The organism is Chryseobacterium pennae (genome assembly GCF_003385515.1).
Classification (GTDB): Bacteria; Bacteroidota; Bacteroidia; order Flavobacteriales; family Weeksellaceae; genus Chryseobacterium; species Chryseobacterium pennae.
The window spans coordinates 120,297-144,153 of sequence record NZ_QNVT01000003.1 but is presented as its reverse complement, the minus strand read 5'-3'; the positions used below and the strand labels follow the sequence as shown (position 1 = coordinate 144,153).

Annotated in this window: 24 protein-coding genes and 1 riboswitch; of the genes, 14 read left to right on the top strand and 10 right to left on the bottom strand. The window is 34.7% G+C overall.

The window, feature by feature from the left end; genetic code table 11:
• Window positions 1-438 precede the first annotated feature (438 nt).
• The 7 genes from DRF65_RS05215 to DRF65_RS05185 form a co-directional block, all read right to left on the bottom strand.
• On the bottom strand, window positions 439-747 hold the full coding sequence (locus DRF65_RS05215; protein ID WP_115969449.1) for a barstar family protein: 309 nt from the start codon (window positions 745-747) through the stop codon (window positions 439-441).
• Window positions 744-1,364 (bottom strand): Zn-dependent protease, encoded by a 621-nt coding sequence (locus DRF65_RS05210; RefSeq protein WP_115969447.1) that lies wholly within the window; start codon window positions 1,362-1,364, stop codon window positions 744-746. Before DRF65_RS05210 ends, DRF65_RS05215 begins: the two co-directional genes overlap by 4 nt.
• A 76-nt stretch (window positions 1,365-1,440) precedes the next feature.
• Window positions 1,441-1,956 (bottom strand): ribonuclease domain-containing protein, encoded by a 516-nt coding sequence (locus DRF65_RS05205; RefSeq protein WP_228438542.1) that lies wholly within the window; start codon window positions 1,954-1,956, stop codon window positions 1,441-1,443.
• 79 nt (window positions 1,957-2,035) lie between these two features.
• The gene (nadE, locus tag DRF65_RS05200; protein WP_115969445.1) at window positions 2,036-2,830 is read right to left on the bottom strand and encodes an NAD(+) synthase; all 795 of its coding nucleotides are present in this window, start codon (window positions 2,828-2,830) and stop codon (window positions 2,036-2,038) included.
• A gap of 13 nt (window positions 2,831-2,843) precedes the next feature.
• Window positions 2,844-3,377, bottom strand: a complete 534-nt coding sequence (locus tag DRF65_RS05195) for a GNAT family N-acetyltransferase (RefSeq protein ID WP_165852174.1) — start codon at window positions 3,375-3,377, stop codon at window positions 2,844-2,846.
• 6 nt (window positions 3,378-3,383) lie between these two features.
• A complete protein-coding gene (locus tag DRF65_RS05190; RefSeq protein WP_115969653.1) occupies window positions 3,384-3,905 on the bottom strand; it encodes a GNAT family N-acetyltransferase in 522 nt (173 codons plus the stop codon).
• A gap of 10 nt (window positions 3,906-3,915) precedes the next feature.
• On the bottom strand, window positions 3,916-4,554 hold the full coding sequence (locus DRF65_RS05185; protein ID WP_115969443.1) for a leucine-rich repeat domain-containing protein: 639 nt from the start codon (window positions 4,552-4,554) through the stop codon (window positions 3,916-3,918).
• Between the two features lie 52 nt (window positions 4,555-4,606).
• Here DRF65_RS05185 and gldB point away from each other — a divergent pair, with 52 nt between their 5' ends.
• The 12 genes from gldB to DRF65_RS05125 all read left to right on the top strand — a co-directional run bounded on the left by gldB (window position 4,607) and on the right by DRF65_RS05125 (window position 15,971).
• Complete coding sequence (gldB, locus tag DRF65_RS05180) at window positions 4,607-5,593, top strand: gliding motility lipoprotein GldB (RefSeq protein ID WP_115969441.1); 987 nt, start codon at window positions 4,607-4,609, stop codon at window positions 5,591-5,593.
• Window positions 5,594-5,671: 78 nt separating this feature from the next.
• Entirely contained in the window at window positions 5,672-6,574 is a 903-nt protein-coding gene (locus DRF65_RS05175; RefSeq protein ID WP_115969439.1) for an ABC transporter ATP-binding protein, read from the top strand.
• Between the two features lie 11 nt (window positions 6,575-6,585).
• Window positions 6,586-8,784, top strand: coding sequence for a thioredoxin-like domain-containing protein (locus tag DRF65_RS05170; protein WP_115969437.1), 2,199 nt, complete (start codon window positions 6,586-6,588; stop codon window positions 8,782-8,784).
• Window positions 8,785-8,808: 24 nt separating this feature from the next.
• A complete protein-coding gene (gldC, locus tag DRF65_RS05165; protein WP_115969435.1) occupies window positions 8,809-9,135 on the top strand; it encodes a gliding motility protein GldC in 327 nt (108 codons plus the stop codon).
• A 105-nt stretch (window positions 9,136-9,240) separates the two neighbouring features.
• Window positions 9,241-10,032 carry a T9SS type A sorting domain-containing protein gene (locus tag DRF65_RS05160; protein ID WP_115969433.1) on the top strand — a complete coding sequence of 264 codons (792 nt, stop codon included), beginning with the start codon at window positions 9,241-9,243 and terminating at the stop codon, window positions 10,030-10,032.
• Window positions 10,033-10,176: 144 nt separating this feature from the next.
• Window positions 10,177-11,316 (top strand): cystathionine gamma-synthase, encoded by a 1,140-nt coding sequence (locus DRF65_RS05155; protein ID WP_047492187.1) that lies wholly within the window; start codon window positions 10,177-10,179, stop codon window positions 11,314-11,316.
• 67 nt (window positions 11,317-11,383) lie between these two features.
• Window positions 11,384-11,830, top strand: a complete 447-nt coding sequence (locus DRF65_RS05150; RefSeq protein WP_115969431.1) for a GNAT family N-acetyltransferase — start codon at window positions 11,384-11,386, stop codon at window positions 11,828-11,830.
• Window positions 11,831-11,928: 98 nt separating this feature from the next.
• Window positions 11,929-12,441: a DinB family protein gene (locus DRF65_RS05145; RefSeq protein WP_115969429.1), complete on the top strand. Its 513-nt coding sequence runs from the start codon at window positions 11,929-11,931 to the stop codon at window positions 12,439-12,441.
• Between the two features lie 250 nt (window positions 12,442-12,691).
• Window positions 12,692-13,282, top strand: a complete 591-nt coding sequence (locus tag DRF65_RS05140; protein ID WP_115969427.1) for a hypothetical protein — start codon at window positions 12,692-12,694, stop codon at window positions 13,280-13,282.
• A 153-nt stretch (window positions 13,283-13,435) separates the two neighbouring features.
• Complete coding sequence (locus tag DRF65_RS05135) at window positions 13,436-13,984, top strand: L-threonylcarbamoyladenylate synthase (RefSeq protein WP_115969425.1); 549 nt, start codon at window positions 13,436-13,438, stop codon at window positions 13,982-13,984.
• A 183-nt stretch (window positions 13,985-14,167) separates the two neighbouring features.
• The gene (locus DRF65_RS05130) at window positions 14,168-14,512 is read left to right on the top strand and encodes a nuclear transport factor 2 family protein (protein WP_115969423.1); all 345 of its coding nucleotides are present in this window, start codon (window positions 14,168-14,170) and stop codon (window positions 14,510-14,512) included.
• 37 nt (window positions 14,513-14,549) lie between these two features.
• Window positions 14,550-15,971, top strand: a complete 1,422-nt coding sequence (locus DRF65_RS05125) for a CCA tRNA nucleotidyltransferase (RefSeq protein WP_115969421.1) — start codon at window positions 14,550-14,552, stop codon at window positions 15,969-15,971.
• Window positions 15,972-16,140: 169 nt separating this feature from the next.
• Here DRF65_RS05125 and DRF65_RS05120 read toward each other — a convergent pair whose 3' ends face one another.
• From DRF65_RS05120 to DRF65_RS05110, 3 genes are all read right to left on the bottom strand, one after another.
• Entirely contained in the window at window positions 16,141-17,202 is a 1,062-nt protein-coding gene (locus DRF65_RS05120) for a hypothetical protein (RefSeq protein WP_115969419.1), read from the bottom strand.
• Between the two features lie 18 nt (window positions 17,203-17,220).
• Window positions 17,221-19,053, bottom strand: coding sequence for a TonB-dependent receptor plug domain-containing protein (locus tag DRF65_RS05115; protein ID WP_115969417.1), 1,833 nt, complete (start codon window positions 19,051-19,053; stop codon window positions 17,221-17,223).
• Window positions 19,054-19,085: 32 nt separating this feature from the next.
• Window positions 19,086-19,262, bottom strand: a riboswitch (cobalamin riboswitch).
• Window positions 19,263-19,517: 255 nt separating this feature from the next.
• On the bottom strand, window positions 19,518-20,819 hold the full coding sequence (locus tag DRF65_RS05110; RefSeq protein ID WP_228438540.1) for a T9SS type A sorting domain-containing protein: 1,302 nt from the start codon (window positions 20,817-20,819) through the stop codon (window positions 19,518-19,520).
• Between the two features lie 203 nt (window positions 20,820-21,022).
• Here DRF65_RS05110 and DRF65_RS05105 point away from each other — a divergent pair, with 203 nt between their 5' ends.
• The gene (locus DRF65_RS05105) at window positions 21,023-22,627 is read left to right on the top strand and encodes a helix-turn-helix domain-containing protein (protein ID WP_115969413.1); all 1,605 of its coding nucleotides are present in this window, start codon (window positions 21,023-21,025) and stop codon (window positions 22,625-22,627) included.
• Entirely contained in the window at window positions 22,624-23,754 is a 1,131-nt protein-coding gene (locus tag DRF65_RS05100) for a tetratricopeptide repeat protein (RefSeq protein ID WP_115969411.1), read from the top strand. Before DRF65_RS05105 ends, DRF65_RS05100 begins: the two co-directional genes overlap by 4 nt.
• Window positions 23,755-23,857: the final 103 nt, after the last annotated feature.

Here is a 23,857-nt window from a genome sequence, read left to right as displayed (position 1 = left end):
ATAGTCAAGTTGGAAGGCGCAAATGATTCTCTAAATGCAATGTTTTTAAGGCGCTAAGATTTTATCTACGATAAAATTTAATACAATTATACTTGTATTCATATAACCATGAATCCACTAATAAAATAATTCATAAATGATATGTCGCCTGAAAACTATGTGTCTATGTAGTTTAATTTTTTTAACTGCGTAAACACATAGATATTATTCCTAAAAATATACGTTTGCTGAAAATCTTTGATTTTCTAGCGCCTTAAAAACAGCATAATGATTTAAAAACTTTGCGCCCTTGTTTTTTCCAACATCTGCGAGAAAAATATTCTTTGTGGAGTTTTTAAGCTCTCGAATATTTTGCTGATTAAGCAGATCTTTAAAAATTATTAGAAAATAAAAAGGTTGTCTTATTTCTAAAACAACCTTTATTTTTTACATTACCAATTAGTCTTCTGTTTCCTCTTCGTCTTCGTCATCTTCATACTGCTCCAGGTAGTAGCTGAAAGTGAAATCTTCCACTTCTTCTTCCGCATCTTCTAATGTTGTTAAAAGATCTTCAAAGATTTCAAGCTGATCTACTGTCATATTCACGAATTCAAAGTGAAGCGGCATTTCAAGGCTGCCGGTAATGGTATCGAAAAGCGCATCAAGGTTATCTCCGAAATGCTCAGGAAGCTGAATTTTCTCTTTCAGCTGAGCATAAAAATCCTCGTAATCGCCTATGTCTGTAAAATCTATATATACTGTCTTCATATTGAACTAAATTTCCAATTTTTACTGATTAAAAAAGTTTTGCATTTTTTACAAAAATCTGTTTCTTCATTGGTAGGGTTTTTACCTTCCGCATCTCTCATAAAACACATTTTTTCCGGGCAATGTGGCAATCCCTGTGTATGTCCAAGTTCATGAATGGCAATCTTATAAAACTGTTCATCCGAATTGATCTTGTTCAACCTAAAGTTTGAAGCTACACAAGCTTTTCCAGGTCTATATCCCAAGCCCATTACACCAAAATCCTTTACATTCCCTTTCGTTACACTGATGTCTTTTGAAGTAAGCCCAATGGTAACAAAACCTTCCTTTGTCTCAGCGCTTAAAAACTTAATGATTGAATCTGCTCTATAACGGTTTCGCTCCTTATAATAAGCATTTCCAGGAAAGTCTATGGCATCAAGAACTTTAATATTAGGATACACTTTTCTAATTCCCTCAGTTACTTTTCCTACTTTTTCAGAAGGTATATCTCTGAATGGCTGAATCAGTATGGTTATTGCAGCCTTTTGTTCCTGTTGTTTTACAGTCTTTTGTTTTTCTGAACATGAGAACATCAGAAATAAAAACAGTAAATAAGCAAAACTATTATTTTTCAAAAATACTACTTATCTTAATTTAAATGCAAATTATATATTGGTCATTGCTTCGTCGCTACGCTCCTCGCAATGACAATTACTGCTTTTCAAAACTCTTATAATGGTTTTTGGTAAGATAAACATCACCATTTTTAGTATAAATGATCCGGTCTGCATTTCTTCCGCCACAATCGTAATTGACATCGGCTTCAAAATATTTATCTCCATCCGGCAATCTTCCTTCTCTGTTTCCAAATTTATCTCCACCAATAGCTTTTCCGGGAAGTACTTCACATAGATTTCCTTTTGATGGATTCCAGCCCTGTTTTCTGGCTTCGTTTTTTGTGATGTAGTAATCCGGCAGTTTATGGTTTTGCTTTACATAGCTGATCACCATTTTTTCTTCAGTCAGTTTTTCAATAGAAACCTGTGCTGATGAATTTCCGGTAGTATACTGATCTTCTGTGGAAGCACTTCCATAGCTTACATTCTCAGTTTTAACCGAAGATGAATCATCTTTACTTTTAATGAAATTATTATAGATATACATCACCGACATTCCGAAAAGAAGGCCCAGACATATAAAAAATACGGCTCTTATTCTGCTGTTCATAATAACAAGGTTTAATGTTACAATATATCAGTCTAAATAACTGGTAATCTATTACATTACTAGACTGGGTATATCGTATTTATGATTCTCTCCAGTCTTCAGGAATATCACAAACCGGGATAGGGTCCATCTTATGTTTTGCAGCCTTATGCATTCTGTCAAAGATCAGGAATACTTCTTTGTCTCTGCCTTCATAATCTTCAGCTGTTTTGGTTCCGTATTCTTTCTGAATTTTTTCCAACTCAGGATAAGTGGCACCAATCTGCTGCTCATCAGTACGGTCTACATCCCAAAGTCCGTCTGTAGGGATGGCTTCCTGAATACTTTTAATAAGGTTTAAACCTTTTGCTAAAGCGTAAACTTCTGTTTTATAAAGGTCTCCGATCGGAGATACATCTACTCCACCATCACCATATTTGGTATAAAACCCAATTCCAAAATCTTCCACTTTATTTCCGGTTCCGCACACTAAAAGCCCGTTAAGCTGGCCATAATAATAGAGTGTAAGCATTCTCAAACGGGATCTTGTATTGGCAAATGCCAGTTTTTCATTTGGGTACAAATCATCATGTACATCAAAAGTTTTATAAAGCTCTTCAAAAGCTGGTGTTAGATCTACAGACATAATTTCCACATTGGGAAATCTGGATTTCAGGTCATTCATATGATCCTTAGCTCTGTCTACCTGATCAGCTTTCTGACGGATCGGCATTTCGATCAGTAAGGTTTTCAGCCCGGTCATAGCTGCCAGTGTAGAAACCACTCCGGAATCTACTCCTCCGGAAACTCCTATTACATATCCGTTTACTCTGGCTTTTGTGGCATAATCTTTTAACCAGCCCACAATATGATCTATTGCTTTCTGTGTCTGCATCGTTTATATTTTTTTAGTCTATTCCAAATTCTTTGGGATATTTTACCCTCCCTTTTTTATTTTTTAATCCATCTTCTACCAGCTCAATGGCCATTCCGTTTTCTTCAGGAATGTCAAACGGAAATGAAATCCCAAAATTACTTGTTTTTTCGTAACCAAACCTTGGATAATACTCTTCATGTCCAATTAAAATCACCGATTGGTATCCTAATTTCTGAGCTCTAAGATGACCTTCACGAATTAATTGTCCGCCAATTCCCTGGTTTTGAAAATCAGGTTTTACAGAAACAGGGGCCAGAGCCAATGATTCAAACGTTTCTAAACCATTTTCAATCATAAGCTTTGTAAACAAAATATGTCCGGCAACAATACCATGTTCATCCTCAGCAACCAAAGATAACTCAGGAATAAATGCCTCAGATTTTCTTAATTTTTCAACGAGAAAATGTTCCTGATGGTCACTATGTTCCATATCCCTGAAGGCTTCTTCTGTAAGTTTAAAAACCGCCTCATAATCTTTTACCTCTTCCTTTCTTATTGTTATCATTGTATATTAAAGATATTTTTCACGTTTCAGTTCATACCAGGAGCATTTAACTCCTGAGTCTTCAAATTCGCCTGTATTTTCAAATCCCATTTTGTTTAGGATATATTTAGAGCCTGTATTTCCAGAATCTGCAAAAGCATATATGGAATCTGCTTTCAATTCATTAAAACCATAATCAAGGGTAGCTTTTGCCGCTTCCCATGCATATCCTTTACCCCAGAATTCCGGAATAAAGCGATATCCAAGATCCAGAGTTTCTACATATCCGTTTATAGGTTCTTTTAATAACTTTAAACCACACCATCCTATGAGTAATCCACTTGCTTTTTCAATAACAGCAAGCCGCCCGACTCCGTTTTCTTCGTATTGTTTTTGGATCATTCTGATGACTTCCTTCGATTCTTCTTTGTTTTGCACTGGAGGTCCCAGGTATTTCATTACCTCAGGATCAGAATCCATAAGGAACATCCTTTCAAAATCAGTATCTTCAAGCTTTCTTAAAATCAGTCTTTGAGTTTCTATTTTCATACTATTAGTTTTATTCATTGGCTCCAAAAATTGTAACATCTGTCTTTACACCTTTCTTTATATCCGCATCCTTCATTTTATTTCCTTCTACATTAAGCGTTTGCAGAGCTGGATTTCCGGAGATATCAATTTTAGAGATCTTATTGTGTTCTACATTCAGTCTTCTTATACTTTTAAGCTGTGACAGATCTATTGCTTTTAATTGATTTAAAGATAATGTTAATTGGTCAATTTTTGGTATTTCTTTCAATGAAATAGCCTCCAAAAGGTTATTATCCATATATAAAGAAGTCAGGTTTTTCAAGTTTTCGGTTTTAAATGATGTTACTTTACATCCTGTACATGAAAATAGGTTAAGTTTGTCCATATCTTTCAGTATAATGGACGAAATAGTATTATCATCCAGCATAATCATTTTGGCATTTTTAAAAAACTTCAGATCATCCGTGGAAGTAATTCCTTTCTGCACCAGAAACAAGTTATTGACTGCTTCAGCTTCGGGCTGACTGATCGTTCCGTCTTTATTTAAGTCGAAATTTTCAACAACTGCCTTTTCCAGGTTTTTATCTTTAAAATCAAGCTTTTGAGACCTACATAAAATAAATACTGAAATAAACAGTAGGGTTGTAAATATTTTAATTTTCATCATGAATTTTCCATTTAATCCTTACTTTTGTAAACTTTAAATCCATGTAAAAATAATGAAGATTTTCAGATATATTGCCCTTTCGTCTATTTTAGTTGTAGGATTCAATTCATGTAAAAAAGAACCTGAAAACCAATGGAAAATAGAGGTAAAAGATACTACCGAAAAAATTGAAATGACGGATATTTCTAAAGAACTTTATAACCCCAATATTCCGTTGGATCAGTTTAAAGCTCAGTTTCCGTGGTTCCAGGGAACTGTTTCTGATGCTGATTTCTCCAAAAGAAGAGCTGATGCTGAAGAAATTAAAATCTATAAAGAAGCCATTGGAAAAATAGACCAGGCTAAATTGCAGAAAGAACTTCAGGATTTATTTTCACATATCAAACATTACTTTCCACAGTTTAAAAGCCCAAAAGTATATCTGTTTTCATCAGCCTTACAAATGGTTCAGGATCCTATCTTTTATGATGAAGCGAAAAATCTTTTATTTATAGATGTCACTGGCTTTATGGGAGATGGAAATGTACATTACAAAGGATTGGAGCTTTATTTTCAAAAATCGATGAATCCACAGAATATTGTTCCTAAAGTTTCTCTGCTTTTTGCTGAAAATATTGTAACGGAATCTCCGGATCATCAAAAATTCATCGACCAGGTGATTCTTAACGGAAAAGTGATGATTCTACAGGATGCATTCCTTCCGGATTTTCCGGATTATCTGAAAATGAATTATACTAAAAAACAGTATGAATGGGCCACTTACAATGAAGCCAACATCTGGAATTATTTTGTAGAAAGCAATCTGTTATTTGGAGATGATCCAAGACTGGGAGAACGTTTTATTGCTCCGGGACCATTCTCAAAGTTTTATACTGAAATAGACAATGAATCTTCTCCACAAATCGGAATTTTCACAGGATGGCAGATCTGTAAAGCTTATCTTAAAGAAAAGCCTGAAACGAAACTAACTGACTTCCTGAAAAAGGATGCCACACAAATTTTTAACGAATCTGGTTATAAGCCGCGTGTAACAAAGTAACCTTTACTTCATACCTATATAAGACTTTTTGTAACTACAGAAAGTCTTTTTTTATAACCAAAACTCACACAGATATCTATGGAAAATTTAATCAATATCCAGCATCTGAACTATGGATTTACTCAAAATAAGCTTATCCTTAAAAATGTAAGCCTTTCTGTTCCCAAGGGAAGTATTTTCGGCTTTTTAGGAGCCAACGGAGCCGGAAAATCTACAACAATGAAGGTGATGTTGGGTAACCTTCCGGATGAAAACAATTCCATCGAAATCTTTAATAAAAGTCTTACTTCACTGTATCCTGATGGTTTTCAGAAAATAGGCAGTTTGATAGACAGTCCTGCTTTTTATGATCATTTATCGGGCTGGGATAACCTTATTGTTCTGTCCAAATTAAGAGGTCTTCCCGATTCGGAATGTGAGCGGGTTTTACATCTCGTGGATCTTTGGGAAAACAGAAATGTAAAAATGAAGAAATATTCATTAGGAATGAAACAAAGGCTGGCTATTGCAATGACACTTCTCGGGTCACCGGAACTTTTAATTCTTGATGAACCAGTAAACGGCCTTGACCCGAACGGAATGCTGGAAATCCGTGAATTATTGTTAAAACTAAATAGAGAACAGGGAATCACCATATTTATTTCAAGCCATTTATTACAGGAAGTAGAAAAAATGGTGACGCATCTTGCCATCATCTCCAACGGCTCTATTAAATTTTCAGGTAGTGTTGAAGAGCTCAACTCCTATTACCGTCATAACCGTGTAAGAATAGGATTAAATGATCCCTCCGTTTTTATACAATATATTCCGGAGAATTATTCTCCACAGATCATCGATCATCAAACCATAGAGATCACTGTTCAGTCCCGAGAGGATATTATCAATCTTACCAAAATCCTGGTTCTTAAAGATGCTGAAATCTTTGAGATCAGAAACAGTGCAGGACTGGAAGACTGGTTCATGGAAATCACCAAAAACTAAAATCAGCCCCAATGAAAAAATTAATAACATTAGTTCATACCGAATGGCTTAAAATAAAAGGATTAGGATTAGTTTACCTGGCATTGATTATGGGACTTTTAATTCCTTTTACAGGTTTTTTGTTCCAAGTTTATGATCCACGTTTCCTCACCTCTGAGGATTTACCTTATTCTGTTTTCGAAGAGGCTATTACCGGAAATTTTAAAGCATTTTGTATGTTTCTGCTACTGCTTTATATTGTGATTGCTGCTAACAGAGTTGCTCAGGTTGACCACAAAAATAATGGCTGGCAGCTTATGGAAACACAGCCAATCAGTAAATTCCAGCTTTATTTTTCAAAATATCTGATTGTACTGATTTTAACCTTTATTTGTATTATTTCTTATCTGGGGTTTACTATTCTGTTTTCCTTTCTCGATTACTATATAAACCCTCATGAGGTAAAACTGCTCACTTTTGATATCATATGGGTTTTAAAAACATTTTTAAGATTATGTGTTGCCGTAATGGGAATTGCAGCTCTTCAATTGTGCGTATCTGTAGTTTTTCCAGGTTTTATCTGGGCTTTTCTTATAGGAATCCTCGGACTCATAGTTAACACATTTTCTTTGGTTCAGAGAATTACGCTTCCTTACTGCCCTTACAATTCCCTGTATATCTTATGCAAAACACCCAATATAAAAAGTCTGAATCATTTTATTACCTACAGCGAATATTTAAGCTTATTCTGGGCCATTGTATTTCTTATTATCGGGTATTTCTGGTATAGAGGAAAAGGTTTTAAAACTGCTTTTTTAAATAGTAAAAAACAAATCGCTTTTTCATCGGCCTTCATCATCATAACTGCTGGGATATTTTTTATTTTGCAAAAGCCTAAACCTTATGTAAGCAAAGGTTCAGAAGTAGTGATTCAGGGAACAATAGATACCGATCTGAAAATAGATTCGGTGAAGATTTTCTCCAAAGATTTTCATAAAAAAATGGGGAGTGCAGCCATCAAAAACGGTACTTTTTTATGGGAAACCAAACAACAGATTCCATTTGACCAATACAGCCTTGAATTTGGAACTAAAAAAATTGATTTCATGATGGGAAGCGGTGATCATTTTAAGATTGAGATCCACTGCAATGCTTCCAATATTGATTATTTCCTTACTTCCAACCGATCCGCAGAGCAGGAATATAAAAATAAAGAAGACGGATTTGGATATGAGTTCTCCTACGCTATTAAACAACAAAAACATAATGATGATCCGAAAAAATTTTATGAACTGGCCCAGGCTGACTGGAAAAAAAATATTGACAAGCTCAGTCATTACACGGATACGGAAAACAATGCATTATCCGATGAATATTTAACCTATAGAAAACAACTATTGGCGATCCAATATTTAAATGAAATCAGCAATTACAGAAAAATGACATCATGGGACGACTCAAAATTCGCAGCTCCAAAAGTATTTTTAGATGAATTGAATTCCAGAGTTACCAACCCAACCGCTCTGTTAAACAAAAATGATGACTACCTTCAGTATAAACTGGATCAGATGCTTACAGATAAAGAAAGATTATCCAATCCAGACAGTATTCTTTTTGTGAAACTCAATGCCCTACCCAACAATATTAATAAAGACCGTTTATTAACTAAACATCTTGTAAAAAGCATGGAACTGGAATCTGACAGTACATCCCGAAATCAGCTTTTTGCAAGAGAATTTAAATTGCTGAATAATACCGATTATAAAAAATTAGCAGCTTTCAAACTTGAGCAGCTCAACATATCTCAAAAAGGAGCTCTGTTTCCGGATTTAAAATTCCTTGACGCTCAGGGAAAGGCTCATCTTCTGTCAGAATACAGAGGGAAATATGTAATCATTGACCTATGGGCAACCTGGTGTGGACCATGTAAGCAGATCCGTCCGGTATTTGATACCAGAAGCCATCAGTACCGTTATTATGATAACATTCAGTTTATTTCCATCAGTCTGGATGAAAGTCAATCCAAATGGCAGAACTATTTAAAAACAAAACCATCAAAAATTCCGCAATTCTGGTTATCTGATGCCAATGAATTTATGAATAGATATAAGATACAGTCAATCCCAAGATTTATTATTATTGATCCTGCAGGTAAAATTTTCAACCTAAACAGTCCGTTTCCAGATGAAGATAATTTCATAGAAATTTTGGATAAGCTTAAGAAGTATTAACTTTGCAAAAAATTTTAGATTGATATGAGAAAAACTCAGATTACGATAGATGTAGAGCTTGATGAAAACCACGTTCCGGAAAACATTACTTGGAATGCACAGGATGGAGGAATTGAAAAAGAGGAAACAAAGGCAACTATGATCTCTGTATGGGATGATAAAACAAAGGAGGCTTTAAGAATCGATCTTTGGACAAAGGAAATGCCTGTAGACCAGATGAAAATGTTTATTCATCAGATTTTAGTCTCTTTAGGAAGCACTTACCAAAGAGCAACCGGAGAGGAAGATGTTGCACAATGGATGGAAGAAGTAGCGGAAGAATTTGCTGTAAAATCAGCTATAAAAATGTAAATCAAATTATTTAATACATAAATAATATTCACATAAGAAGGTTTTTTCATAACAAAATATTAATAAAATTATATATTTGTATGATTTTATTTTTAATATACCCTTATGAAAAAACTTTCTTTTTTTATGGTTTCATTATTTGTTTCCATTTCTTCGGTAGCATTTGCTCAGTTTTCATGTTCTGGTGCTGTTCCTATTACCAATGGTTATACAGCTTCTGGAATCACAACCCCGGGTACCGGTGCCGGCAGTCCGGAGGCATGGGTTACGCTGGCCCCGACTTGTAGTGGAGGATACAGTACATCTCAACCTACTTCTACCCAAAGCCATCATCAGGTCTTTACTACTGCTGGTGATGACTATGTTTTCTCTTATACTACAGGACCCGTTGCTGGTGAATCTGTTTCATTTGAGATCTTAACACATCAACCTTACATGGGTCTTATGGCATTCACAGAATGTAATGGCACAGAGCTTTCCGGTTGCCAGACTGGAGCTTATTCTCCATCTACCAATGCAACTTTACGGGTTACTGCCAATAACTTACCAGCCAACCAAACCGTATATTTTGGAGTAGGAATCTGGAGTACTCCGAACAATTTAAATTTTGACGTCACCAATTTCACGGTTACCCCTTCTTCTCTAGGTTTAAATGAAACGGAAATGAAGAAAAACAGTCTTGAAGTTTACCCTAACCCTGTACAGGACATTCTTAATTTTTCTAACCTTAAAGGAAACGCTGATGTAACTGTATTTAATATGCAGGGACAAAAGGTTATGGAAAAACATATTAAAGCTGATGAAACGATGAATGTATCAGAGCTGATATCTGGAACTTATATGGTAAACGTTATTAATAACAATAATAAAAAGACATTTAAAGTCTTAAAAAAGTAATTACAAATAACGATAATACACACGAGGATAATTGATCATTTCAATTATCCTCATTTTATTAAAATCAACTTTATTTTAGTACTTTTACAATTCAGAATAGATTAGTAAAATCTTATTTCTTAAAGTAAAAATTTACAATAAATTATGAATTTTAATACCAAAGTAATTCACGGAGGGCAGCATCATGAGTCTGCAACAGGATCTGTAAACGTTCCTGTATTTTTAACCTCTACGTTTGCACAGAAAAGCCCTGGAGTACACTCCGGTTATGAATATTCAAGAGCTGCCAATCCTACAAGACAGGCGTTGGAAGATTCTCTAGCCAGCATTGAAAACGGAGCCAGAGGTCTGGCTTTCGGTTCCGGTCTTGCTGCTATCGACTGTGTTTTGAAATTATTAAATCCTGGTGATGAAGTGATTGCTGTAGATGACCTTTATGGTGGTACTTACAGAATGTTCACCAGACTTTTTGAAAAATATCAGCTGAAGTTCACTTTTGTGAATTTTGATGATGTTTCTAAAATTGCTGATGTAATCACTGATAAAACTAAACTGATCTGGGTAGAAACTCCAACAAATCCATTGATGAAATTGGTAGATATCAAGGCTGTCGTGGAAATTGCCAAAGGAAAAGATATCTTAGTGGCGGTAGACAATACTTTTGCAACCCCTTATATTCAAAGACCTATTGATCTGGGAGCAGATATCGTAATGCACTCTGCAACCAAATATTTAGGAGGACACTCTGATGTCATTGCAGGTGCTCTTATTGCTAAGGATGCTGAATTAGGTGAAAAACTTCACTTTATCCAATTTGCCAGTGGTGGTATTTTAGGACCTCACGATTCTTATCTTGTATTAAGAGGGATCAAAACGTTGGCATTAAGAATGCAGAGACACTCTGACAATGGTCTTGCCGTAGCTAAATATCTTGAAACTCACCCAGCAGTTGATAAAGTAATCTATCCGGGATTAGAATCTCACCCTCAATATGAGCTTGCAAAATCTCAGATGAAAGAATCAGGAGGAATGGTTTCATTCACTTTCAAATCCGGAAAAAAAGAAGATGCTATCAAATTCCTTGAAAAGGTAAGAGTATTCACACTGGCAGAATCTTTAGGAGGTGTAGAATCTTTAGCGAATCACCCTGCTTTAATGACCCACGCTTCTATCCCTGCAGAAAAACGTGCGGAACTGGGAATCACTGATGATCTTGTCCGTTTAAGTGTTGGAATTGAAGATGCTGAGGATCTTATCGCAGATCTGGAAAAAGCTTTTTCTTAAAATATCACAATAAAAAATGAGAAGGATTTAATATCTTTCTCATTTTTATTATCACCATCACATATCTATGAAAAATACGAGAAAAGCAGTCATTGCAGATTTGTCTCAGTTGGCTGAGCTGTTCGATCAATACAGAATATTCTATCATAAGGCATCTGATATCCCTGCTGCTGCAGATTTTCTTCAGGAAAGACTTCAAAACAAAGATTCTGAAATTTTTGTTGCAGAAGAAAATGGATTACTTACTGGCTTTGTTCAGTTATATCCAATATTTTCATCCACAAGAATGCAGCGCTATTGGCTTCTGAATGATTTGTATATCAATGCTAACCATAGAGGAAAAGGGTATTCAAAAGAACTTATCGAAAAATCAAAAGAACTATGTAAAGCTTCAAATGCCTGCGGCATCCTGCTTGAAACAGGAAAAAGCAATGACGTGGGTAATCAGCTATATCCTTCCTGTGGTTTTGAGCTCTATGACTCTGTGAATTTCTATGAATGGAGCAATTCATAAGAAATGGAAAATAAGTAATGAATAATAGAACACTATTAATCAATTCATTTACATCCGAAAAACCGAATTTTAACCCTAACTTATAATTCTCAAAAACCATGACCGATTTTCAAAAATACATCCAAAGATATTTAGACCTGATTCCTCAAGGTGACTGGCTAGCCGAATTAAAAAAAACAGAAGAAAAAACTGTGGGAATTTATTCCAATCTTACTGAAGAGCAGTCAAAGTTTGCCTACGCTGAAGGTAAATGGACTTTAAAAGGATTACTTCTTCACTTATCAGATACTGAAAGAGTTTTTCAATACAGAATATTAGCTTTTGCAAGAGGTGATAAAAACAACCTTCCCGGATTTGATGAAAATGAATACGCTGAACAATCTTTCGCCAGTGAAAGATCTCTGGAATCTTTACTGGAAGAATACAAACTGGTAAGAAAATCTTCTCAGATTCTATTGGAAACCATGAATCCTGTAGCTTTACAGTACACAGGTATTGCCAATGGCAATGAAATTTCAGTGGAAACCATAGGAAAATTGATTATCGGACATAATTATCACCACCTGAACATTATTGAGGAAAGATATTTGCCAAAAATAGGATGGATGTAATGAAATAGTAAGTTTTGGCTAAAGCCAATTGAATGTATTATTTATTGTTGATAAAGAATAAATAACACATTTACAATTTCCACATACATAAAACATCAATAAGGACGGACTTTAGCCGAAACTTAATAAATCCAGATTATTTGTACTATCCCACTTTTATTTTTAACTATTACTATTCTATTTAATAATAATTATTAAATTTATTAGAATTTAAAACTACAATCTGGTTCCAAACTCATCTATTTTCAACATGAGATCATTAAAAAAACTAGACATTACAAAAAGTATTCAATCTAAAAAGTTAATCTTTGAAGAAGAGTGGTTGGATCAATTTGATAATTTGATATTATATGTTCTTTTTTTAATGTTAGCAGGAATTTCTATATGGGGATTTAGAAAAACCATACTATCACTTAATAATAGTCTGGAATATACTATTCTAGTTTGCTTATTTTTCTCTAGTTTATATCTACTATATTGTAAGTTCACCGAAAAACATTTAAAGGAAGTTAAATTTAATATTTCAAAAAATGAAGCAAAAGATAGAATTATCAGATATGCTCAAAAGCGCTACAGAATATCCAGACCTGCCAATAATCTAATATATCTTAACGAACCAATAGACTTATACAGTCCAGGAATTTATGAGCAAACAACAATTATCTTTTTCAAAGACCATTCTATCCTTTATACTTTAATCAAAGAAGGTTCTAAATCTAATTTTCCAGTATTATTATCTCAGCATTTGATGAGAATGGATCTTAAAAAAATTCTCCAACAGAAAAAGATTGAAACGAAAGCTAAAAATAAAGGTTATTTCAGTTCTCTGTTTCATGGATAGATCTCCTGATCTATTAGTTTGATCTTTATAGCCCCTCCATCCATTTTATCCAAAATTAAAAACCTTCAATACACTGTCCTTTTTATCCTCATTTTTTTGTTCAAAATTCACAGATTCTCTACCTTTATCCATTGTTTTGAATACATAAAAAATATGGAACCTATTATTGAAATATTAAAATCTGGCGGAACGATTCTTTACCCTACTGATACCATTTGGGGAATTGGTTGTGATGCGACCAATATAGAAGCTGTCAACAAAATTTTTGATATCAAAAAACGCGAGAAAAATAAATCTATGATTATTCTGGTAGAATCTGAAAAGAGACTTCAGGATCTGGTAGATGTTCCCGAAATGGCATGGGAAATTATTGATTTAAGTGAAAAACCGGTAACTATTGTTTACGAAAACCCAAGAGGTTTGCCTAAAGAATTATTAGCAGAAGATGGCAGTATCGGAATCAGATTGGTAAAAAATGACTTTTGTAAAAAACTAATCACTAAACTGAACAAGCCATTGGTTTCTACATCTGCTAATTTCAGTGGTGATAAAAGCCCGTTGAAGTTTTCGGATATTTCTTCAGAAATTATTGAACTTGTGGATTATGCTGTGGAAGAAGACAGAGATAAGGTTTCAAAATATTCAGGATCCTCAGTGATCAAAATCTGGAGCGATAACAGGATCAAAGTTCTTAGAGAATAAAAAGAACGCCAGAGGATGGAATCAGGAAGTTACTGAATTCTAATGTGAACTTCCAGCCTCTATCTTCCTTACTTTAAAATTCAGGGTAATAGATTTAATTTTTAGAGTCTTGTCTGTTCATATCGACAGGATTTCTTTTTTTTAATTCTATCTTTGCAAAATCCAACTTGTAAAATACATGCTATGAATCATCAGGAATTCGCTCAAACATGGATAAATGTCTGGAACTCTCATGATTTGGAGGATATCCTCTCCCACTATTCCGATGATATTGAGATTACCACTCCCATGATTGTCATGGCTACCGGAGGAAGAGAAAGTTCTTTGAAAGGAAAAGACACCGTTCGTGAATATTGGAGAAAGGCATTGAATAAATTTCCTGATCTGTATTTTGATCTGATCCATTCCACGGCAGGAGTAAATTCTGTAGCATTATTTTATAAATCCATTATGGATAAACGCGCTGTAGAAGTGATGTTTTTTGATGAAGAAGGAAAAATAAACAGAATGTACGCTCATTATGACTAATGAACGGAATTGGTAGAAATTGACGCTATTATAAACGATGAAAATTAATCTTACTCAAAATAAGAATTTAAAACTTTTTAAAATAATTTCTGAAGCTGCAGAAAAGAACAACCAGTCGGTATATATTGTCGGTGGATATGTCCGTGATCTTCTGATGAAGAGAAAGGCATCTACGGATATAGATTTTGTAACTGAACAAAGCGGTATTGAACTGGCTCAGAATGTAGCTCAGGATATTGATCCTAAATTAAAGGTTTCTGTATTCAAAACCTATGGAACCGCTATGATTAAATATAAAGATCTTGAGCTGGAATTTGTAGGTGCAAGAAAAGAAAGCTACACAGAAAACAGCCGAAAGCCGGAAGTAGAGGGCGGAACTTTGGAAGATGATCAGAAAAGAAGAGATTTCACCATCAATGCGATGGCCATTTCTCTGAACAAAGATAATTTCGGAGATCTTATTGATCCGTTCAACGGAGTTGAAGATCTTGAAAAAGAAATTTTAAGAACTCCTTTAGAACCTGCTCAAACCTATTCTGATGATCCTTTGAGAATGATGAGAGCAGTGCGATTTGCCTCCACCTTAAACTTTACGATTGAAGAGCATTCTTTAGAAGCCATCAGGCAGGAAGCAGAAAGGATCAAGATTGTTTCTATGGAAAGGATTATGGTGGAATTTAACAAGATTATGTTATCTGAAAAACCTTCTGCAGGATTAAAATTAATGGAACAAACAGGGCTTTTAAAGCTTGTTATTCCCGAATTGATCGAGCTTAAAGGTGTAGAAGAAGTTGAAGGACAAACTCACAAAGATAATTTCTATCACACTCTTGAAGTAGTAGATAATATTTCTGTAAATACCGATAACCTTTGGCTGCGTTGGGCTGCTCTGCTTCACGATATAGGAAAGGCCCCTACGAAAAAATTTGTGGAAGGCACAGGATGGACGTTCCATGGACATGAATTCTTAGGTTCCAAGATGGTAAAAACTCTTTTCCAAAGATTAAAATTGCCATTGGGAAGTGATATGAAATACGTTCAGAAGATGGTAAAACTTTCTTCCAGACCTATTGCCCTGATTACAGATGATACTTCAGATTCTGCATTAAGAAGGCTTTTATTTGATGCCGGGGAAAACCTTGAAGATCTGTTTACACTTTGTAAAGCAGATATCACGACTAAAAACTCTAAAAAGCAGGAAAAGTTTAAGAAAAATTTTGAATATGTAGCTGTTAAGATCAAAGAGGTAGAGGAAAAGGACCAGGTAAGAAACTTCCAACCTCCTATTACCGGAGAAGAGATTATGCAAATGTTCAACCTTCAGCCGGGCCGTGAGATCGGGATTTTAAAGGAAAAAGTAAAAGAAGCTATCCTTGAAGGAGAAATACCTAATGAAAAGGAAGAAGCTACAAAATTTGTCATTGCTGAAGCTGAAAAGCTGGGATTAACAATGAGCTAAATTTTTACTCAATAATAAAGTAAAGCTGGATAATGAAAGATCATCCAGCTTTTTTTATGCCTCAATGAAGTATATACCAAAGCCGGGCGGGTTCTTTAGAACCCGCCCGGAAAAAAACACAAATGATGAAAAAATAAAAAATTATATTATATACGCCGAAGCGCAATTTTTAGTTTTTATAGAAACCGTTTGTTCCAACACCTGCAGTAAAGGTTTTTACTAAAGTACCACTTAATGCATCATAAACATTCACTTTACCATCTTCAGTAAAGTTTGTTTCAGCAGCAAATATCTTTCCATCAATAACATCAAACCCATACACATTCCCTACAGCTGTTGCAACAGGCATTATTGGAGCTCCCGCAACAATAGGCTTTTCATATATTTTTCTGGTATCGGTAATAAAAAAGAATTCATTATTATAAGCTCTCAATTTCTGCACATTAGGAATGCTGGTAAGCGTAGTGGTAGTATAGTTTCCTGCTGCTGAATTGATTTTGTAAATATATGAATCTGTTGTATCAGCAACTAATACATAAGCAATCCCTTTGTAAGCAATAAGGTCTTTTATAATTCCTTTTGCAGGTAATGTAATGGTGGTAGGATTCACCATCGTAGAAGGATTTACGACAGTAATAGTGTACCCAGTTGGAATCTCATTAAAAACAGCATCATACCCAACACCATCTGTCTGCACTATGATATTACCTTCTGCTTCTACTACCTTTTCAGCTAAACGTGGAAATTCAATGCTCCCAACATAAGCGTTATCTGAAATATTATAAGCATTTACTTTCTTTTTACCGGAAAAGTTATTATTTGTTACAAAAAATTTATTCCCTGAGAATGCAATATATCTTGGATTGTCAAGATTCTCCGTTACTGTAGTTTGTACTTTAAATGTTTTTCGGTTTACAATATCAATTTTGTTAGGAATATTGGCAACAAGATATGCTTTATCTCCGCTAAAACCTATACTCTGAAGTACTTTTCCGAAAGCTTCCCCTTTATTATTGTTAGCATAAATATTACTATAAACTGTTCCCAGATTATTACTAATAAAAGTAACATCAGAAGTAGGTTTTGTAAAACCACCTTCATTAGAAACAAGTATTCCGTTTGTATAATCCACTTGCGTTTCATTTGTTTCAGCATCATTATCGCTGCTACATGAAACGTTAAAAAGTAGCATTGAAGCAAATGCAAGAGGTAAAATTCTTTTGATATTCATATATATTAAATTTTATTTTTAAAAATTGATATTTAAATTCACACTGTAATTCCTTCCGGGTAGCGGATAAGCAAACATGGTATAATAAGTCTGATTGAATATATTATTGATTTTAAAACCCAGTGTATAATTTTTAAAAAATGTAGCTCCAACGCCAGCATTCATTATAAAATATTCTTTCAGAGCCTCACTTTTCTTCTCATTGGAGTCTGTATAAGTAAGCCCGGTAAACAATCCCTGAGCATATACTTTTATGAATTCATACTGATAATCAACATTTCCGGTAAATTTATGGAAGGGAACGTACATCAGCTGTTTCTTTTTTTCCAAATCCTGAGAATTTGTGTAACTATATCCTAAACCTACATTCAGAAAATGCTTACCAAAACGTTTAGCAAATTCCGCTTGGGTTTCCACTCCGTAAGATCTTACATGCTCTGTATTTACAGGGCTATAAATCCCTAAAGAATTAGGAAGCCATCTTATCATATCTCTGATATCCATATAATAAGGAACCACGGAAAGTTTGAAATCACCGACTTTAAACTGATTTCTCAATTCAAACTGGTAAGAGGTTTCCGGTTTTAGATCTTCATTTCCTCCAGGTCTCCAGTACAGATCATTGAAAGAAGGGGCTCTGAAATTCCTTGAAACACTTAATCCAAGATTATACCAGCGTAAAGCATTCCATTTTCCTGAAAAAGAAAATAAAAGAGGTGACTTAGTCACTCCAACAAAATCCTGTCTTATTCCAGCTTCAATACGTAAATCAGTGGTAGGAAAATATCTTATCAAACCGGCAACAGACCCCATATTCCGGCTTACCTGATCTATTCCGGATCCATAGCCTTCGCCTTTATTCAGCTGGTATTCTCCAATGATATTGAAGTTCCATTTTGAGGTAAGAAAATAATTGAAATCATTCTTCAGAATATAGTTCCTTCCGGTCCCACTACTGAATTTAGGTCTTTCTATATCATTAAAATACTGAAAATTTTCTTCTGTATAAGCTACTTTAAAAGAGTTATTAAAGCTTGTTTTATTCCAGTCCCAGGAAATCAGACTTCTTACATTTTGAGTCTCATATTTCGTTTTCGTTTCCTTATCAAAGATAATTGGAAAATGTTGTTGTCCGTTAAACCATTCTGAAATCCATGAAATCTGATGATGAGGAGCTAATTTATAAGCGGCAGCAATATTAAAGTTCGTATTATAATACTCCCCGTTAAGATTTATATAATTCCTAGGTTCTTTGTTTACTTCGTAAGCATTCTTACTAACAGAATAATTTCCGGAAGCTTTAAAACTGAATTTATCATTGCTGTAAGAGCCTTTAACAAAATTATTGTAGGTATTGAAAGAACCTGCCTCAGAGAACAATGTTCCATGAAAGCCTTTATTGAAATTAAGGCTATTATCCAGATGAATACTACCTCCAATAGCTCCGGAACCATAAGTAACACTTCCGCCGCCTGCCTTTATTCCAATCTGATCATACCCGAACAGGGAAAGATTGTTTACATCTCCCTGGCCCAGAAAATTGGAATTAACATTAATTCCGTTCCAGACAAAGGATGTCTGCTGAGCAGTAGTTCCTCTAAAAGATGGTGAAGCAGATCCACCACGTGCATTTTCTTTAATATAAATTGAAGACTGAAATCTTAAGAGTTCTGAAAGATTGCTGGAGTTTTTTTCAACCTCTTCAGCATTGATTGTTTTCACAGGATGAAATTGTTTCACCTTGTTCATCTGGCTATCGAAGATATAAATTGTATCAACAGCTTTCTCCTGTCCGAAAAGAAAGCAGCCATATGATGACAAAAACAGTATTAGAGATCTTTTTATATCCATATTATTCTACTTTTCCTCCGAAAGCAATATGTTTTTTGATTATTATTCTGGCAGGTCTCCTGACTTTCGCTTTCTGCGCCTTCCCGTTTTATACAGTGGCTGTGTACAGAAATTTTTATTGCGATCTACAGTTGCGGGGACAGTTTGGGAGTTTCACCCAATTCCCTTTTCATTCCAATATACTGGAAACCAAAATTTTTGCAAAGATAGTTTTTTAAATGTATTAGACAAGAACGGACTTATTTGGATATAACCTGAAGTCAGGAAACTGAAAGTCATTTTTAACTTTACTATTCCTGAAAGTCGTCATAAAACTACTTTAAAAAGGGGAAAAAGATGGTATTATTACTCTTTATCATCTTTCATCATTTCCTTTTTCTGATATTTATCAATTTACAAAAATAGCTACCTCCAATATTGAAAGCAGCTATTCATGGTATAACTATTATTAAAATTTGCTGATTTTACTTCTTGATAAATTTATGGTTCTGTTGTTTACCTCCTTTCTCTGAAAGCTGAAGTACATAGTTTCCTTTCGGTAAAGATGATACATCAATCTGATCCTCTATGGATGGGAATGCTTTCACTATTTGCCCTACCATATTATAAACTTCTGCCTTTTCAATTTTTCCGGATCCTTTAAAGTATAAAATATCATTTACCGGATTAGGATAAATACTGATTGAGCTTTTATTTTTATCATTTTCTACATCTCTCACAGATAAATATCCTGTAAGGTCCAGATAAAATGCGACCATCTGATTAGAGGCATTCATTCCCATTCCTGCTATTTTTTTACCATCCTGAGAAATGGCCAATGGAAGCCCCATTATCACACCATTAGTATCAATTCCTAAACTTGTTGCATAGTCATTGAGGTTAATACGTCCACTCTCTTCTGTCCAGATAAAACCTTCTCCAGACATTGGTGGCGCTCCAAATGCCCTGTAAAAGCCGATAACCCTTGTGCCATCTCCAGAAACCCCCGTTGCCCCTCCTTTAAAAGAAAATGAAGCATTGGGGTGCGTTATATACGTCACTCCGGTTGCTGCCTTCCAGACATAAGGATTCGGATTTGCGGAACCAATAATCGTATTCCCGTCCGCGGAAACAGCTCCTGCTTCTCCTACATTGCTCCCGTTGGCATCCGTAATGAAGCTTTCCACCCCATCTATCCATTTTGCACCACTTCTGGTTCCTGTAGGTTCATCCTGCCATCCTACAACAACAGATCCGTCTGCATTTATTGCATTTGCTCTCGAGCTTCGCCCGCTTACCATACTCCCCAGATCTACCACCCCGTTTGTTCCATCCCATTTTACAGCATGGGCATTTGCTGCAGTAAGCCATCCAAGTCCTACAATTGCATTTCCATCCGGAGACATTCCCCATGTAGAACTTACACTGCCATCCCAACCGGTGGGAACGAGCCCGCCTCTATTCGTCCAGGTAGAAGAACTTACTTCATAGGTTGAAATTTCATTAAAACCTGTCGCTGTATTGGTCACTGAAGATGCGATCTTCATTCCATCGTTAGAAACAACTGTTTTTCCGGCAGCCGGATATCCGTTTGATACTGTACCTATCTGTACGATCCCTGTATTTGCTGTCCACATAAATATTCCACCGCCAGTAGTGTGCATGCTTACTACTCCTTTATCAGAAACCGCACCCACATTATAATTTCCAAGTCCCATTACAGTAAACTGAGCTTCCACTATACCAAAATTAAAAAAGAAACAAGCAGCTAACACCTTTATTGACATTTTATAAAAATTTACCATATATAATTATATTTAATATTTTAAATTACCGAAAACAATATTAATATTATATTTACTCAAACAAAAGAAATAGGCTTTCACAATTCGTGAATTTCAAAAGAATCATAATTTTAAAAACCTAGTAACCAAACACTTAAACAAATACCGTTTTGAAGACTTATTTCAGGAGGATTATTGAAAGAAACATGAAAAACAAATTGTTATTCAGAAAAATGTTTGAAAATAGCAGATGGATTTTTCTGCTGATCTTCGCATTCTCTTCCTTTATTGCCAAAGGGCAGACCGGTCCTGATTTTAATATTATAGCAGATAAGGCATTCCAGAAATTATATCAGAATCCTGACGACTGTATAAGTTATACCCAAGGAATTCTGGTAAGCGATCAGGATATAGAGCATAAGATTATTCTTCAAAATATCATTTCACAGGCATTTGCTATGAAGGGAGACTATATGCAGTCTGTCAACAGTTTTTCTCAAAAAGAAGATCAGGATCAAAATCTTTCTTATTTCATGCAGGTTTTTGGTAACTATAATCTTGCAGACCAGTATCAGAATCTGGGTTTATATAATCAATCAAAAAAAATCATTGCCAGCCTCTTATCAGATCAGAAACTTCTGAAAAGCAATCATCCAAAATTCAGGATCACCACAGCCAAACTCTATCAGCTACAGGCTTTAAATCTGGGCATTAACAAGGATTATCCGAATGCGTTAAAAAATCTTGACAAAAGTGATCAGTACATCAGTAATACTGATGATGAGAATAAAATCATACAAACAGAAAATAGGATTTTCCGCTCTTCTTATTTGATGAAAGAAAATAACCTGATTGAGTATAAAAACCTGATAGAAAGTATCATTTCTGACCTTGAGCAACAGCAAAACCAACCATTTTTACTCAGCTTAGCTTATGAAAACTTATCGCGGTACTATTTTTTGATACAGGATTATAAAATGTCTGCCCAAAAACTGGAACAAGGACTGTCGTTGATTGAAGACCTTCCTTTTAACAATTTAAAAATCAAAATCTACGAATCGTTGTCGCAAACCTATTTTGCTCTTCATGATGATATGAAATACCATCAATATAACAAATACTATAATGATTTAAGAATAAAAACAGACTCCAATACAAGAGAAGGAATACGGTATATTGTAAAACTGGTAGAAACAAATCAGAATAAAACACTTGAATTTCAGAAGCAAACTTATTTAACATCTTTCTGGTCTTCCACTCTGGTCATATTATTCATCGTCATTGGTTTGTTCATCTATTTTTTAATCATTAAAAGCAAAAATAGAGATCTAAAAAAGCAATTTGATTTCTTTGAAAAACAGAGTACCCGAAAGGAACAAACAATATTACTATCTACTTCCATAATAAAAAATACAGCGGATGCCGAAAAGAGCTCTCATAAAATTTCAAAGGAAAAAGAGGAAGAAATCCTTCAAAAACTCAAAGAATTTGAACAATCTGACCGATATCTGAATAAAAACATGTCACTTTCTTTGCTTTCTTCCCAATTGGAAGTCAATACCAAATACCTTTCGGAGGTCATCAATACCAATAAGGAAAAAAACTTCAATGGCTACATTAACAAATTAAGAATCAATCATATTGCTCAACTATTAAGAACAGAACCTACCTTTCTCAATTATAAAGTCAGTTATCTGGCTGAATATTCAGGTTTTTCTTCACATAGTGCCTTCACAACCGTTTTCAAATCCGTTACCGGAATGTCTCCTAACGCTTACATTCAGGAAATCAGTAAAAATAAAGTATCATGAAACTAAGATTGAAAATTTTCTCGTTGATCCTTTTTTCCTATATTTTTATAAACGGTCAAAACACTTCGGATAGTTCTCTGTTAAAAAAAGCCAAGCTGGAAATCTATGACAATCCTGATAAAGCGATTCAAATTGGAAAGCAGCTACTGAAAAAAGACAGTGATCTCAAAACGTCTATTGAAATTTATATGCTCCTTTCCACCGCCAATGTAGCCAAAAGGAATTTTGATGAATCTTTAAAATATATTTTAAAAGCCAAAGAACTTTCTCAGAAAACGAATGACACCAAAAGCCAGGTTGGTGTCCTCGTAGCCGTTGCTATCCAGTATCAGCAAATGGAACTTTTCAGCAAAAGCCTTGAAACACTGAATGAGGCAGATCAATATCTGGCGAAAATTACTGAGAAAACACCTGAAAAATATATTGAAACAGCTACCATCTATGCCATAAGAGGAATGATCTATAAAAGTCAGTCCAATTCTGAAATTGCTCTGGAAAAGTTTTTGATCTCCATAGAAAATTTTGAGAAAGTGCCTGTAAAGAAAACAACCTATTCCAATATGAGTGTGGTCTATTACAATATTGGCTACTGCTATCTTAATCTTAACCAGATTGACAAGGCAGAACATGCATTTTTACAGGCAATAAACTACGCCGGAAGAAATCATGCAAAGAGCCTGGAAGCATTTGCATTAAAGGGAATATCTGAGGTACATAAACAGAAACATGAAAACCAAACGGCATTGGACCTTTTGATAAAAGCTGAAAACCTCAGTAAAAATACGGGGGATATTATTCTGAATGAAGGTATTTACAAAGAAATGGCAGACAATTATCTGGCAATGAGACAACAGAACTTATACCAGCTGTATAATAAGAAATATTTTGAAATGCGCTTCAAAAGGAAACAAAATGAGCTGTCATCCATTAATCAGGTTATTGATAATCATAATAAAGAAACAATCATCAAAAGTCAAAAAATGGAATCCCGGTATCATTATATGAAGATTCTATCCTTTGCTATTGCAGGAATCCTTATCCCTATTCTACTCTATTTTATTCTAAAAATAAGAAAGCAGAACAAAAGGTTTCAGAAAGAGATCCAGCAGATCATCCGGACCTCGTGAGTTACAATCAGATTTTGACAAAAATACCTCATCAACTTTATACGAAGTTCAAATCAAAACATCTGTTGCTTAATCTGATAAAAAAATCAAAATTTGGTATGTT

Coding starts and splice junctions, on each gene's coding strand:
- DRF65_RS05145 (WP_115969429.1), top strand. CDS start 11,929: ATGACCGATTTTCAAAAATACATCCAAAGATATTTAGACCTGATTCCT.
- DRF65_RS05155 (WP_047492187.1), top strand. CDS start 10,177: ATGAATTTTAATACCAAAGTAATTCACGGAGGGCAGCATCATGAGTCT.
- DRF65_RS05215 (WP_115969449.1), bottom strand. CDS start 747: ATGAAGACAGTATATATAGATTTTACAGACATAGGCGATTACGAGGAT.
- DRF65_RS05185 (WP_115969443.1), bottom strand. CDS start 4,554: ATGATGAAAATTAAAATATTTACAACCCTACTGTTTATTTCAGTATTT.
- DRF65_RS05130 (WP_115969423.1), top strand. CDS start 14,168: ATGAATCATCAGGAATTCGCTCAAACATGGATAAATGTCTGGAACTCT.
- DRF65_RS05175 (WP_115969439.1), top strand. CDS start 5,672: ATGGAAAATTTAATCAATATCCAGCATCTGAACTATGGATTTACTCAA.
- DRF65_RS05140 (WP_115969427.1), top strand. CDS start 12,692: ATGAGATCATTAAAAAAACTAGACATTACAAAAAGTATTCAATCTAAA.
- DRF65_RS05195 (WP_165852174.1), bottom strand. CDS start 3,377: ATGATAACAATAAGAAAGGAAGAGGTAAAAGATTATGAGGCGGTTTTT.
- DRF65_RS05160 (WP_115969433.1), top strand. CDS start 9,241: ATGAAAAAACTTTCTTTTTTTATGGTTTCATTATTTGTTTCCATTTCT.
- DRF65_RS05105 (WP_115969413.1), top strand. CDS start 21,023: ATGAAAAACAAATTGTTATTCAGAAAAATGTTTGAAAATAGCAGATGG.
- DRF65_RS05150 (WP_115969431.1), top strand. CDS start 11,384: ATGAAAAATACGAGAAAAGCAGTCATTGCAGATTTGTCTCAGTTGGCT.
- gldC (WP_115969435.1), top strand. CDS start 8,809: ATGAGAAAAACTCAGATTACGATAGATGTAGAGCTTGATGAAAACCAC.
- DRF65_RS05110 (WP_228438540.1), bottom strand. CDS start 20,819: ATGTCAATAAAGGTGTTAGCTGCTTGTTTCTTTTTTAATTTTGGTATA.
- DRF65_RS05125 (WP_115969421.1), top strand. CDS start 14,550: ATGAAAATTAATCTTACTCAAAATAAGAATTTAAAACTTTTTAAAATA.
- DRF65_RS05205 (WP_228438542.1), bottom strand. CDS start 1,956: ATGAACAGCAGAATAAGAGCCGTATTTTTTATATGTCTGGGCCTTCTT.
- DRF65_RS05190 (WP_115969653.1), bottom strand. CDS start 3,905: ATGAAAATAGAAACTCAAAGACTGATTTTAAGAAAGCTTGAAGATACT.
- DRF65_RS05115 (WP_115969417.1), bottom strand. CDS start 19,053: ATGGATATAAAAAGATCTCTAATACTGTTTTTGTCATCATATGGCTGC.
- DRF65_RS05100 (WP_115969411.1), top strand. CDS start 22,624: ATGAAACTAAGATTGAAAATTTTCTCGTTGATCCTTTTTTCCTATATT.
- DRF65_RS05135 (WP_115969425.1), top strand. CDS start 13,436: ATGGAACCTATTATTGAAATATTAAAATCTGGCGGAACGATTCTTTAC.
- DRF65_RS05170 (WP_115969437.1), top strand. CDS start 6,586: ATGAAAAAATTAATAACATTAGTTCATACCGAATGGCTTAAAATAAAA.
- DRF65_RS05120 (WP_115969419.1), bottom strand. CDS start 17,202: ATGAATATCAAAAGAATTTTACCTCTTGCATTTGCTTCAATGCTACTT.
- nadE (WP_115969445.1), bottom strand. CDS start 2,830: ATGCAGACACAGAAAGCAATAGATCATATTGTGGGCTGGTTAAAAGAT.
- gldB (WP_115969441.1), top strand. CDS start 4,607: ATGAAGATTTTCAGATATATTGCCCTTTCGTCTATTTTAGTTGTAGGA.